The sequence below is a fragment of the Chryseobacterium sp. CS2K3 genome (genome assembly GCF_059515185.1).
Genome location: NZ_JCAKRW010000004.1, coordinates 13,663 through 27,768, shown reverse-complemented (window position 1 = coordinate 27,768; position 14,106 = coordinate 13,663). Strand labels below are relative to the sequence as shown.

The 14,106-nt window shown below is 34.5% G+C and carries 11 protein-coding genes and 1 tRNA gene; 4 read left to right on the top strand and 8 right to left on the bottom strand.

What is annotated here, in order from left to right:
- Positions 1-738: 738 nt before the first annotated feature.
- The 4 genes from AC5YGG_RS07475 to AC5YGG_RS07460 all read right to left on the bottom strand — a co-directional run bounded on the left by AC5YGG_RS07475 (position 739) and on the right by AC5YGG_RS07460 (position 6,139).
- Positions 739-810: transfer RNA gene (locus AC5YGG_RS07475), tRNA-Arg, on the bottom strand.
- Between the two features lie 73 nt (positions 811-883).
- Positions 884-2,650 (bottom strand): TonB-dependent receptor, encoded by a 1,767-nt coding sequence (locus tag AC5YGG_RS07470; protein ID WP_496143910.1) that lies wholly within the window; start codon positions 2,648-2,650, stop codon positions 884-886.
- 30 nt (positions 2,651-2,680) lie between these two features.
- A complete protein-coding gene (locus AC5YGG_RS07465; protein WP_496143909.1) occupies positions 2,681-3,166 on the bottom strand; it encodes a hypothetical protein in 486 nt (161 codons plus the stop codon).
- Positions 3,167-3,175: 9 nt separating this feature from the next.
- Entirely contained in the window at positions 3,176-6,139 is a 2,964-nt protein-coding gene (locus AC5YGG_RS07460) for a tetratricopeptide repeat protein (RefSeq protein ID WP_496143908.1), read from the bottom strand.
- A gap of 176 nt (positions 6,140-6,315) precedes the next feature.
- Between AC5YGG_RS07460 and AC5YGG_RS07455 the strand changes: the two genes are divergently transcribed.
- Both AC5YGG_RS07455 and AC5YGG_RS07450 read left to right on the top strand, forming a co-directional pair.
- Positions 6,316-7,998 carry an APC family permease gene (locus tag AC5YGG_RS07455; protein ID WP_496143907.1) on the top strand — a complete coding sequence of 561 codons (1,683 nt, stop codon included), beginning with the start codon at positions 6,316-6,318 and terminating at the stop codon, positions 7,996-7,998.
- Positions 7,999-8,151: 153 nt separating this feature from the next.
- Entirely contained in the window at positions 8,152-8,490 is a 339-nt protein-coding gene (locus AC5YGG_RS07450) for an Mpo1-like protein (protein WP_496143906.1), read from the top strand.
- Between the two features lie 49 nt (positions 8,491-8,539).
- Here the strand turns inward: AC5YGG_RS07450 and AC5YGG_RS07445 are convergent, their stop codons facing one another.
- Positions 8,540-8,995, bottom strand: a complete 456-nt coding sequence (locus AC5YGG_RS07445; protein WP_496143905.1) for a lipocalin-like domain-containing protein — start codon at positions 8,993-8,995, stop codon at positions 8,540-8,542.
- Entirely contained in the window at positions 8,992-9,798 is an 807-nt protein-coding gene (locus AC5YGG_RS07440) for a hypothetical protein (protein WP_496143904.1), read from the bottom strand. The genes AC5YGG_RS07445 and AC5YGG_RS07440 overlap by 4 nt, the downstream gene beginning before the upstream one ends.
- Before the next feature lie 294 nt (positions 9,799-10,092).
- Between AC5YGG_RS07440 and AC5YGG_RS07435 the strand changes: the two genes are divergently transcribed.
- Positions 10,093-10,707: a DUF4377 domain-containing protein gene (locus AC5YGG_RS07435; protein WP_496143903.1), complete on the top strand. Its 615-nt coding sequence runs from the start codon at positions 10,093-10,095 to the stop codon at positions 10,705-10,707.
- A 200-nt stretch (positions 10,708-10,907) separates the two neighbouring features.
- Here the strand turns inward: AC5YGG_RS07435 and AC5YGG_RS07430 are convergent, their stop codons facing one another.
- Positions 10,908-11,846, bottom strand: coding sequence for an SPFH domain-containing protein (locus tag AC5YGG_RS07430; RefSeq protein WP_496143902.1), 939 nt, complete (start codon positions 11,844-11,846; stop codon positions 10,908-10,910).
- Between the two features lie 80 nt (positions 11,847-11,926).
- Between AC5YGG_RS07430 and AC5YGG_RS07425 the strand changes: the two genes are divergently transcribed.
- On the top strand, positions 11,927-12,670 hold the full coding sequence (locus AC5YGG_RS07425; RefSeq protein WP_496143901.1) for a hypothetical protein: 744 nt from the start codon (positions 11,927-11,929) through the stop codon (positions 12,668-12,670).
- A 3-nt stretch (positions 12,671-12,673) separates the two neighbouring features.
- Here AC5YGG_RS07425 and AC5YGG_RS07420 read toward each other — a convergent pair whose 3' ends face one another.
- The gene (locus AC5YGG_RS07420; protein ID WP_496144267.1) at positions 12,674-14,029 is read right to left on the bottom strand and encodes a deoxyguanosinetriphosphate triphosphohydrolase; all 1,356 of its coding nucleotides are present in this window, start codon (positions 14,027-14,029) and stop codon (positions 12,674-12,676) included.
- Positions 14,030-14,106 lie beyond the last annotated feature (77 nt).

The following is a 14,106-nucleotide window of genomic DNA, read 5'->3' as shown; positions in this document are numbered from 1 at the left end:
AATAGGCGTGGATAGCTGTTATTTTTTTACTTTGGTTTTCGTCGATTATGCTAATTTAAAAGTTTAATTATACTTATCTCCTATATTACATCTATATTTTAATTAAGAATCTAAAAAATACAATGCTGCCAAATAAAAAAACCTCCCGTGTCAATAGGGAGGTAAGAGTTCAAAATGAATTATAAGTAAAGTGATGTGGTGTTAAATAAAGTTTCTCTTAAAAACCTGTATTAGCAATAACAATGGTCATGCCATGTACATCACCGTTTAAAGAAATCTGCATTTTTGTGGTATGTTTTTAGGTATTTTATTTGAAGAAATATAAAAACCCAATCCCTTTCACCACTTATATGATAAAATCACAGATGATTGGGAAGGCATAAGAAAGAAATAGTATGAATGACAATCTCAACAAGCTAATTACAAAGAAAGCCAAACTATTGAAGCAGCTGGAAATAGTATATGAACAAATTGCTTTGAAAAGAATACTGCTTGACCAATCCATTTCCATCACTAAAAAGGAGATGGATTTTGAAAGTAAAGTCAGAAACAAGTTTAGGATAAAATAAAAGCCACAGATATCGGGGCTATATATTATGCGAACACTGTTTGATAGCTGGATAACAAATAATATAAAAAGGCAAGTTCCTTTTCCTTTTAATAAAAACCAGTAAACTCTTTCCGTGTATACAACTGTGTATAGAGCATTAAAAAAGCCCCTAAAATAGGGGCAATTAGTGACCGCAGAAGGATTCGAACCCTCACTGTCGGAGCCGAAATCCGAAGTTCTATCCATTAAACTATGCAGCCATATTCATAAGTAATGAATGATAAATAATGAGTAATTTCAAATTACTTATCATTCATTGCTTATTGCGTATTTTTAGAAAGTAATCTTAACACCTCCCAAAATCTGAGCACCCAGAACTTTATATCCTTTGTACGTCTGATATTTTGAGCTTAGAAGATTATTTCCGAGTGCGAAAATACTGAAATTTTTGTGAATTTTATACTCTGCAGAAAGATTTAAATCTGCATAGCCACCAACTTTATCATTAGTATTCTCCGTAGACTGGAAAATCATATTCGGACTTCCTACGCCTTCAATAGCATAAGAATTTGTAGTTCTGTCACTTGCAAAGATTCCTTTGAAACCTAATAATAGTTTCTTGTCAAGCATTGTATATTTAGCTCCGATGCTTGCGTTCAGTAAAGGAACATTGTAAATATTCTCGAAATTCTTCAAATTGTACTTGGTGAATCTCACTTCCCCGTCAATCATTAAGTTTTCTAATGGGAAATACTGCACACTTCCTTTGATATCACTTACATTTCCATCATCATATACCGCAGAGAATGTATTGGCAAAATCATAAGCAGAACGATTCAGGGTGTAAACATTATCAAAAAGGGTATTTGCTTTAAAGAACATGATGTCTTTCATCTTTCCGAAGCCTGCTGAGAAGTCATATTTTAAAGTTTCATCGATATCTCCTCTCAAACCTACATAGAAATGATATTTGGTCTCTGTTGGCTTTAAATACTGATCAGATATAATATACGGATTCGCCTGTAAAAGATCTCCGTAAGTATTCAGCTTAAGACCTCCGTCTACTCCACCATAGAATTTAAATTCTTTAGCAGCTGCTACCTGGAATTCAGCTTGCGGGAACCAATACGTCTTATTATTTTTCATCTGGTCCATCAGAATATTGGAATTCTTAGCATTCAGGAAAGAGAATGAAGATCCTAATGTTAAATAAGATTCACCTTTTCTGAAAGTTACCTTTGGTACTAAGCTGGTATTAAAGAAATTGGAAGAGTTTTTATTCCCTATCTCAAAATCTGTTTTTACAGCTTCTAAACCTACTCCCAAATCTGCATTCAGATTAATTCCTGATTTTCCTAATTCTACAGCATGCTTAGAAAGGTTGGCAAGAATGGAAACCTGATTTTCCTGAGCATCAAAATGATCCTTTAAAAACGAAGATTTAACGCGTATATCATTTAAAATCTCATTAGAGTAGAAATCATAGTACCCGTTTACCTTAAATTGATTCACTTTTTGTTTCAAATCTACATCTCCTGACGGTTGTAAGGCATAAATACCATAGTAATTATAGTTATTTAATCCATACTCAGCATTGATATTGAATTTTCCTTTTTCACCATAAGAATTAAGGAACGCTCCAATGGTTGCAGATGTCTGTTTTGATTTCCAGTCGTAATCTTTTTTAAGCCCACTTGTAGAAAGTAAATGAACGTCTGCTCCTACTTCAAATTTGTTCTCTAGGGTTTTGGAAACATTTCCGTCCAAAAGGATTTTTCCATAGTTACCCATTCCAAACTGAACATAATTATTCTGAGCTGTCCCGTCAAATTTTGGAGCCACATCTTCTCCCTGGATCGTTGAAGTTTTAAAATCAGAAACCGCAGGAACGTCTGTGATGCTATATTTCACAGGGTTCTGAGATTTTTCTTCCGGTGGATAATTTTTAATTGTTTCTACAGAAGTTTTCTTCTTTTCAATCTTCTTCACTTCCGGTTCTCTCTTTTTATTAAGAACCAGTTTTTCCTCCTTGATCTGGGAAAACGCCACCGACGAAACCCCTAAAAATAATATGGATAATAATTGAATTTTCTTGTTCATATTTTCTTAATTTGAAAAATATAACGGGATCTATTTATTGGAAGCGATATAACTTCCTAACAATGCTTTCCCTGACTGTTTTGAAAAAGTTTTGCCCATTCTAAATATATTAAACAGCCAAAAGCTTTGATAAACTTGTAAATTGTATTGATTATTTTTCGTTGTATTATTCTCTGCAATATCGTAGCTATAAGAAACATCATAAGGAAATACAGATGGCATCAAACCTACTGTAATCATGCTTCCAATAATAGGATTTCCACACGGTGGAGTATAAATTTTCATTGGATGTAATGTTAATTTAGCAGCGTTGGTACTGTCTTCTACAACTTCATAAATATCGGAATGCTTTAAAATCTTATATTCTTCCTTAAGTTCTTTATTCGCAACAAAAACCTTTTGTTTGGGAAAATCTGCCTTTGCTTTTCTGTATTCTTTAGAAGTTACACTATAAGCAGGAATACAGCTCCACAATGAAGCAGAAACCAAAAAAGAATATGTTACAACTTTAAACATTTCCTAGATTTACTTTTTAATCTGTTTTTTAACTTCTTTTGCCTCTGCAACGATCTCTGGGAAATCTTTATAGTTCGCAATAATCTGATCACATGTATAACTTGCCTGGTAATTATCCTTCAGACCAATATAGTTCTTAGCCATCAATACCAATGCCTTAGCTCCCCAAAACTCTTCAGAGGCATAGTTATTGGCAAGTTTAAAGATTGTCTCATTCGAAGATTTAAATGCTTTCCCTTTATTCTGGTAAAATGCTTTTGCATATAATGCTTCTGCAGCTACAGACGTGTTAGATGATTTTTCTAGAGAAGTATAAGCCGTCTGAGCATCTTTATCTTTTCCTGAATTCATCAAGCTTCTCGCCTTAATCACCTTCGCTGTTTCAATCACAGCTGCTGAGTTTTTGGAGTTTGCGATCACTGCATTGGCAAGCTTTTCAGCTTCAGAGAAGTTCTTTTCTTCCGCGTACAGTTTCATCAGCTCTACGTTTGCATAGTTTTTAATACTGATATTGGAAGAGTTTTTAATGCCTTCAAGATATTTCTTTGCCTCAGCATTATTTCCCTGTGCTATAAAAATCTGAGCCAGACGAGTCTGCGCATCATCCTGATAATCGTTCTGTACTCCCGCTACTTCCTGTAATACAAGAAGTGCTTTTGTTGAGTTATTGGTTTGATAATAACTTTCTCCAAGCTCATATTTAGCCTGATAAAGCCCTTCCCCAGTTGGATTTTGAGTCAGGTACTTTTCATAGTAAGAAATTGCATTCTTGTAGTCTTTCTTCGCGAAATATTGTTTTCCGGTAGAAAGGTTGATCTCATCTATTTCAGAAGCATCCACATTTACACCAATATTTCTCGCAAAGTTTTCATATCCTGAAACATCTCCGTTCTTTGTGAAAATAGGTTTTGCAGCCTGAACAATTTTTGATGCATACGCCGTATTTTTATATTGCTCACCTAATGATTTCAATTCAGAAAGTGCCTTATCATTCTGGTTCTGATCAATATAATTCTGTGCTCTGTAAATAGATGCGTTGGCAATCAGATCTTTGTCTGAAGAACCTTTAATAACTTTCCCGAAATAATCATTGGAATTGGCAAAATCATCCTGAGCAGCATACGCTGTCCCTATTTCATATTGAGCATCATCGTAATATTCTGAACTTGGATATTTCGATAATAGATTTTTTAAGTTATTGATTTTTGCCTGAGTATCACCTTTAAATCCTAGAGCCATTGCTTTTTGATATAAAGTATAATCTGTAGCATCTTCATTTTTATCGTAGATCGCAATCGCTTCGTTCAGATCATTGTTGGCGTAATGAATATCTGCTAAACGAAGTTCCGCATCATTTTTAAACTCTGGTTTCGGATTGGCAAGGTATTGTTTGAAATAAGTTGCCGCCTGATCGAACTTTTTAGCCTTGAAATAAGCATATCCTAAATCATAAGGTAACTGCTGTTTTTCAGGGAAAGTTTCATTAAGAAGCTTTTCATAACGAGCAATTGCAGACGGATAATTACCTTTTTGATAATATACCTGAGCCAGCCAATACAAAGCCCTGCTATTAAATTCTTTATTAATATTGAAACCTAAACTTCTTAAGAAATACTTTTCAGCTTCATCATAATTTCCTTTGTTGAACTCTTCTGTTCCCAGAAGGTAAGAAACTTCCTGATCTACTTTATTGATGTCAGGAGTAGAACTTTGCAATCTGTCAATAGCGTTCAATGTTTCCTTATAATTTCCTGAATACAGATATGATTTCACTAATAACGATCTCATTTCCGAAGCGTTGGATGCATTCTGATCATTATTAATATAGCTTTGAATAACTGATGAAGGATTTTCAAACGGGTTACCAATATCATATCCTAATTTGGCGTACTGTTCATGAGCAAGTCTTTTCACTTTTGCATCATAATCCATCTGATAAGAAGAACGGAATGCTGAAAGTGCTTCCTGCTTTTTATCTACAGCCAAATAGGCATTCCCTAATTGATAGTACGCATTCTGCGCCAATGCTGAATTGCTGTTAAGGAGCTGGTTATAATAAGAAACGGCTTCATCATATTTTTTAAGCTGAGCCGCTACAAATCCCATTTCATAAAGGTCATTCTCAGAAGGGTTTTGCTGTATACTCAGATAATCCTTTAAGTGAGGATAGGCTGAAGTATAATCATTTTTCATGAAATAACTTTCTCCTATAATCTTATGAACCTCTGCTTTATACGATTCCGAAATGTTTTCATTCAACAAGGCGTTTCCTTCAGAGATTGCTTTATCATAATTCTTATCATTATAATACATCTGTACATAGTAAGGACGTACCAGTTTTGAGAATTTATCCTGATCTTTAATAGAATCAAAATATTGGAAAGCCTTATCATTCTGCCTGTTGCTATAATACAAATGCCCAAGCATGTAAGCAATATCGCCTTTTTGCGACGGATCAGCAGTTTTATAAGCCTCCTCAAGAGCATCTGTAGCTCCTTTAGAATCTCCCATCATGAATTTGGCATACCCCAATTTCAGAATGTATTGCGTATTCTCTTCTTTTGAAAGCTGGTATTGATTCACTTTCTTCAGAGTTTCCAAAGCCTTGTCAAAGGCTTTTTTTGCCAAATAATAATCTGCCAAAGGAAGATTGGCTTGCGCAAAATAAGCAGAATTCGGATACTCTTTCATAAAAGCTGTTAATCCTTCCTCAGCGTGATTTTTCTGAAGAATAACTCCGATCACGTTGTCAAAAAACTGAGCCGCTTCCTTTTTCGAACGAGACAGATTCTGATTGTAGAAATATTGTCTTGCGTATTCGTATTGGGAAGCGTTGTATATTTTTGTCTGGTAAAGATTTTCAGCTAGATTGAATCTATAATTTTCTTTCTGTGTAAAATATTGGGACTGTTGGGCATCGGTAATTCCGAAGTAAATAACAGCAGCCGCTAAAAGTATTTTTTTTGATTTCATTCTTCTTGATATAAGAAAATTAGTCTAAATATATCAACGAAAGTATTGAAAACTTATTGCTTAAACAAGTCTGCGAAGGGAGTTTAAGGAAAAATATAGAAAATTTAGCTATTTTTTAACATACTTTTGTAATTATCATTACATTTGTTTTTTTTCAAATCAAATATAGTTATTGAATGAGTCACCTTTTTAGAAGAAAAATCTATTCGGATACAGATACTTCAACAGGACTTTTAAGAGTTTTAGGGGTATGGGACATTGTTTTTTTTGGTATCGCGGCGATAATAGGAGCAGGAAGTTTTAGTAGTTTGGGAGAAGCCGTTTTCAGAGGTGGTCCCGGTGTTATCCTTCTATATTTGATTTGTGGTTTTGCCTGTGGGTTTACGGCTCTATGCTATGCTGAATTTGCCAGCAGGATCCCTACAGCAGGCTCTGCTTATACCTATGCTTATGCCAGTTTCGGAGAACTTATTGCCTGGATAATCGGTTGGGCATTGATTATGGAATATTCCTTTGGAAACATCTATGTTGCCTTTTCCTGGTCTGATTATTTCACCAGTTTTCTGGGACGTTTAGGAATGCATATTCCGGATTACCTCACCTGCAGTTATACAGAAGCCCGGAAAGCGTTTATAAATGGTTCCGAGAATAAAGAGCTGTTAAATGCATGGAAAAGCGCCCCCTTAATCGGAAGTCTTAAATTTATCGTTGATGTTCCAGCTTTAGTTATTAATGGTTTAATCACGTGGCTTTGTTATGTAGGAGTAAAGGAAAGTAAAAATTTCAATAACTCATTGGTAATTTTAAAATTAGGAGTAATCTTATTGGTTATTTTAGTAGGTTTTTCTTATATCAATACAGATAACTGGACACCGATAAGCCCTGCAACAGGAAGCCCTTCATTCATGCCCAATGGTTTTACAGGAGTTATGAGTGCCGTATCGGGAGTTTTCTTTGCTTATATTGGCTTTGATGCTTTAAGTGTACTTTCTGAAGAAACTAAAGATCCTCAAAAGACTTTACCTAAAGGAATGATTATCTCCCTTGTATTATGTACAGTAATCTATATAGCACTTACTTTGGTACTAACAGGTATGGTAGATTACAGAAAATTCGATGGTGTGGGAGATCCGCTTTCTTTTATCTTTGAAAAGACCAATGCCAATGTTGCATGGATGGAACTTGTAGTTTCATTTGTGGCGATTGTAGCAATTACAACAGTATTATTAGTGTTCCAAATGGGACAGCCAAGAATCTGGTATGCCATGAGCCGTGACGGATTAATGCCTCAGAAATTCCTTAAAATCCACCCAAAATATAAAACGCCTTCTTTTGCAACAATCGTTACGGGAATTGTAGTAGGGATTCCAATTTTATTTACAGATAAAACATTTATCCTTGACTTTACAAGTATCGGAACTATTTTCGCATTCGTGTTGGTATGTGCAGGAGTTCTTGTACTTCCGGCAAAAGAAAAGATTAAAGGGAGATTTCACCTTCCTTATATCAATGGTAAGTTCATCTTTCCTATTGTTTTCATCGGAGGATTAATTGCTTTCTATTTCTGGCAGCCAGAGTTTTTTCAAACACTAATGAACTGGGGAGATCCTAAAGAAGGGGAATTCAGAGCTTCTATTTTCTTCTTCATTATCCTTAATCTTATTATGTGCGGAGTAACTTTTGTGAAGAATCTTTCCCTGATTCCATTAGTAGGTTTAAGCTCATGTTTATACCTTCTTACAGGAATGAGCCACGAAAACTGGTTCTGGTTCGGAATATGGTTCCTGATTGGTATGGTGATCTATTTCTTTTATGGTTACAAAAACAGTAAACTTGGAAAAGAATTAAGGAATAATTAAAACATAATTGCTAATTATAAAAGGGCAAAGCTGCGAAAAGTGAATGTAATGCATTATCTTTTTACAGTTTTGCCCTTTTTCCTTTTTATTCATTTAAAAAAATCGGCAGAATTATTGCTGTAGCTTCCGATATAACATCAAACTAACACTGCCATGTCTGAAAGAATTAAAACTTACAGGGAATTTTATCAATTCTATCTTACGGAACATAGTAAAACCGGAACCAGAATTTTTCACTTTATCGGTACACTTCTGGTTTTTGTAGTAATCGGATACGTTATCAGCTCAGGAAAAGAAAGATTTCTATGGTACATACCCATTGTAGGCTATGGATTTGCATGGTTTAGTCACGCTGTTATTGAGAGAAACAAACCTGCTACATTCAAATATCCTTTATGGTCTTTATTTTCTGATTTCAGATTGTTTTTTGAACTTTTAATTGGTAAGCAGAAGTTTAATGACACGAATAACCAGCCTCAAGAATTACAATAATTTAAACTCCTGAGATAACTTATTATAAAATGATGAGGAAATAATATTGCTAATAAGCTTCTAACACATCATAATAAACTGTATTTAGCATCTTTTCCAAATTTGGATCCTTATCCTTAATCGGCTGAGGAATATAACTGGTAAAAGTAATGGTTTTATCACTGTTCAGAGTGACTACTACCTCATCAATAATTGTATCTTTATTTATATAAAACTGGATTCTGTTATCTATAATTTTCCAGAAAGATAGTGATGGCTCAGTAGGGAGACAATTTCCCACGCTTCCTTCTATACGGTTATAGATCGCAAAACCATCGTCTCTTATTGTATAATTTCTCATTAAAAGGCAATTATCAAAATCCTTCTTCTCTTTCTTTTTGCCTTCATAAAAACCTGATTCCTTTAATTTCCAAAATCCTACCACATCTTCTTTTTTTAGCTTCTGCGCATTCACAAACGAAGAACAGATTAAAACCAAGACTGAGGAAAGTATGATTCTCATCATTTTGTCTTTTTATTGTTATTGTTGTTATTAACTTTTTTAGCCTCTTTATCCATTTCCTCCCCAAAATCAATCAATCCTTTGGATAGAATAGAAGCTGCATCTCCATGCTTTTCACCTTCACTCCAGGTTGCAAAAGCCTTCTCCCGAAATCCTAAAAGATAGTAATAGCTTCCCAAAACGTTGTATCCTTCGGTATCACCCAAGCTTATTATTCTCTTTGAAAGCTTGATTAATTCAGGGTGTGGCTGCAATTTTTTCTGTTTAACTTTTTCAGCACCTGTTAAAAATCCGGGAGTATATTTCATCATTTTTAATCCGAAAGTGTTCAGACATGCCTTAGCCAGCCCTTGATCACAAAAGCTTTCACTGGCAATAAGAAGATCATCTGAAAGTAAAGCATCAAAACCTGTCATCTTCTTTGTTTTATCGTAATAACCAGCAAGCAAAGCTGCATTCTTCTGAGCGGCAACAGGGTTCTTCCTGTTATTAATTTCACTACTGTCTTGTTTACGAATCCAGACGCCATCTTTTACCCAATGAGAAATACCAATCAGTTTGTTTTTCTTAATTTTAAAAATAAACACATCCTTATCCGGAAATACGACCAAACTATCATTTCTGGTAAAATAATGCCCATTAGACATCCCTCCTACCATTCTTCCGTTTCCATCAAAATTAAATGATTTATAAAGTGCCTTATTTCCCTGCTCTTCAAAATATCCCTGCAAAGCATTGTCTACTCTTTGAGCAGATATGCTACCGGCTGCAAAGACAGCAGAAATTAATACGATTAGTTTTTTCATCAATTCAAATTCATTTTTCTTTCCTTCAAAATATAAACTTCGGAAATCTTAATTATACCCTTTAATTTTGCTATAAAACAGAATATAATCCGGAATATTTTTCTATTTATAATGTATTGGTCTCCAGTATTTCTGATCTACATTTCATTGTATTTAATAGATTATTCTTACGGCTTTGTTTATTGGAGCCGTCAAATTAAATGATTAAAAAACTAAAAAACAATAGCTGAAATCCACTAATTCGGGGAAAATTCGGCATGGTAATTGCGAGGTATGGTTTTTAAAATCAAGTTTATGAAAAGTATAGCAACAATTCTAAAAGGGGCAGCACCTGCATTAGCATTATTTGCCATGACGCAATGTACAACCACTGCCGGAGTATCCGCAGCTGATGAAAAAACATTCATCGTAGGACCACAGACCGCAGACTGTACAGGAGTAGCTCCAATGAAATGTCTGCAGGTAAAAGAAAAGGCATCGGAAGACTGGACCAACTTCTACACAAACATTGAAGGATTTACTTACGAACCTGGATACGAATATGTATTAAAGGTAAAAACAGAAAAAATAGCTAATCCACCGGCTGATGGTTCTTCTATCAAGTACACACTGGTAAAGCAGGTTTCCAAAACTAAAAAAGAAGGAATGGCAGCGAATGAAAAAACACTTATCATAGGTGCTGAAACCTTAGATTGCTCAGCAGGAGCAGGACGTATGAAATGTATGCAGGTAAAGGAAAATGCTTCTGATAACTGGACAAATTTCTACAGCAACATCGAAGGATTTACTTATGAACCAGGTTATGAATATGTTCTGAAAGTAAAAACAGAAAAAATAGCTAATCCACCAGCAGATGCTTCTTCTATCAAATATACATTGGTAGAACAGGTTTCTAAAACAAAGAAATAAAATAAAATAAAAAGCTTCAGAAATTTCTGAAGCTTTTTATTTTATGGTTAGGAAGCCTGAAGCTGGATGCTGGAAGTAATGACAGACAGTAAACTTATCTTTATCAATTTGCATAGATGTTAGCCAAAAAAGCTTTTATAAAAAGAGTTTCATCACTACTTTCGACAACCATAACTTCCGGCATCCTGCTTCCTTTCTCTCTAATATCCCGAATCTTTTTGAGGAGGGTCCGGATATTTACCTTTTGTAGCCTCTCCTACTGTATTTGCTGTTGTCATTGCTACAACAAGATCATTCAGCATTCCGCTTGCTGCTGTAGGTGAGTTAGGAAGAAGAACCAAATTGCTTCGGTTGCTTGCTCCTACAGAATGTAAAGTGTCATAATGTTGTGTTACAACGATAAGCGCTGATGCTTCGTGGGAATTGATATCTACGTTATTCAGCATTCTTACAGATTCTTCAAGTCCTTTAGCAATTTCTCTTCTTTGATCTGCTATCCCCTGCCCTTGTAATTTTTTGGATTCTGCTTCGGCTTTTGCCACGGCAACAATTCTGATTCTTTGTGCTTCAGATTCATATTCTGCCGCTGTTTTTTCTCTTTCTGCAGCGTTGATCCTGTTCATTGCATGTTTTACCTGCTCATCCGGATCAATATCAGTTACCAAGGCTTTAATAATATCATATCCGTAGCTGTTCATCGCTTCCTGTAATTCGCTTTTTACGGCAACTGCAATATCATCTTTTCTTACAAATACATCATCCAGCTTTAGTTTGGGAACTTCTGCACGAACTACGTCAAAAACGAATGATGTAATTTGATTTTCAGGATTTTCCAAACGATAATAGGCGTCTCCAACCTGATTTCTGATGACCTGATACTGAACGGAAATTTTCATTTTTATGAAAACGTTATCCAATGTTTTGGTATCAATCATCACATCCAATTGCTGAATTCTCAAATTAAGCCTTTTTGCAATCTGATCTATGATCGGAAGTTTAAGATGAAGTCCGGAATGTTTTACTCCCTGAAATTTCCCGAAACGTTCAATGATTGCTGCTGTTTCCTGCTTAACTACAAAAAATGAAGCAAATAAAATAATAAGTCCGAAAATAATAATAGGAGCCAGAAAAATACCCATAGTTTAGTTTTTATATTGATTACTATAAAGATAATACTTTAGTTTTAAATCAAGTATATTTACAACTTAAACTAATACCAATGAAAATTCCATTATTCATGCTTGCTTTGGCAACCTGCCACTTTAATGCGCAACAAAGCAGACCCTATTATCCTCACACCAGAAATCTGATTTTTCAGAATAAAGATCAAAGCCACAATAGATTTGTATACGAAAAGTCCCGCATGGTAACGGAACTTTTTAAAATAACAGAAAAAGTTTTTTATTCTACTACTCTAGCTAATTACAGCAATACAGGAACCAGTCTGACCCAAAGATTGGACCTGATTCCATTAAGACAGAATAATGAAAATATCTTTTCTACCGGAATTACCCTTCAATTATTGGGTGATAAGGAAACTCATATTGGCGTCTATTATACCGAGGATTTCAAAAATGAAGACTACCAGCAACAAAAAGAGAATAATTTCAGTTATATGCAGTCTGTTATAACAATGGATAAGCCAGATAAAATAGCTCTTTCTTTTCCTATGCAAATGCTAAACTCTTTTATTAAAGATCCAGCGCAGACAACTGAATTTTTTATTAAAGAAGTGAAAACAGTCATTTCTAAAGACAAAAAAGTAACATTTACTGCTGAAGGAAAATTCAATAAAGCTTTTTACTTAAAAAATACGGGAACCAACAGTCTGATTATCAAAAATATTGTTTTTGAACTCGTGAATGATGAAGTGATCGTAAAAGCTGTTGACCCTACTTTTTATGATATGACAACAGAATATCCGCGAACTATTATTATTTCAAAAACGCCTTTTGAGCTTTAAAAATTATACGGTCATTCCGATATCAATTCCTTTGATTTTTCGGTAAAGATCAGTAGCATAATTATCTGTCATTCCAGAAACGAAATCAATGATTCCCAATACTTTTTGGTAATCAGTTCCGTGATCATATACAAACTGCCTTGGAAGTAATTTCAGGGCTTTTTTATCGTATGATTTTCTTTCGTCTTCAGGTTTTAGAATAGATGGAATAAAGTGATCCAGCAATTCATACATTACATTGTAACCGGCATTTTCAATTTCAACAACCGCTTTGTGATTGTAAATTTTTTCTACAGAAAAACTGGCAATATCCTGCAATGCTTTATTTTCTTTTTTATAGATATCTAATAACCCATTATCAAGATTTCCTTCAAGAATTGTCTCAAAGTTGTGCTTATACATCTCAATTGATTTATTGATTAAAGCATTGATAACTTTTGCTCTTAAATAGGAAATCTGCTCATTTTCGTTTGAGATAGAACTTAATTTGGTTTCAATTCTCTGAACATCATCCGTCTCAGATTTTACCAGTTCAAAAAATAGATTTTTACAATCTGCTGTTGAAACAATTCCCAATCTGTGAGCATCCTCCATATCGATAATATTATAACAGATATCATCGGCTGCTTCTACAAGCCATACGAAAGGGTGTCTTTTAAAAATATGAGGCTCTTCACATTCGGAGATAAGCTGGGTTCCTTTTGCAATTTCAAGGAAAATATCCTTTTCATTTTGGAAAAAACCGAATTTCTTTCTATGAATAATTCCTTTTTTCTTAGCTACAGCTTCACACGGATATTTAGCAATACTCGCCAGCGTAGAAAATGTAAGCTGAATTCCTCCGGCATCTTTTCCCTGCTGTTGCTGTGCCAATACTCTGATCGCATTTGCATTTCCTTCAAAATTAACCAGATCTGCCCATTCTTTTTCATTGAATTTTGATTTCAGATCTTTTTCATTTCTTTCAAAATAACTTGCGATAGCATCTTCACCGGAATGTCCAAAAGCTGGATTTCCAACGTCATGACAAAGACATCCTGCTGCAATAACATTTCCTAAATTATATAGATAAAAATTCTTTGAATCTTCAGTAAGTTCATTTTTGTAATCTTCAGCAATAAATTCACCAATAATACTTCCTAAACTTCTTCCTACGGACGACACTTCCAGAGAGTGTGTCAGCCTGTTATGTACAAATACACTTCCCGGCAATGGAAAAACCTGAGTTTTATTCTGCAGTCTTCTGAATGCGGATGAAAAGATTATCCTGTCGAAATCTCTTTGAAAATCAGTTCTTGAAGCTTTAGTATGTGGATTGTTTCCTGTACGTTGATTGGTGAAAATCTGGTTTAAATTCATCATTTTTCAAAATTACTCCAAATTTTAATTTTATGGAATAGTATTTAAATATTTATTAGATACTCATTATCATTCAA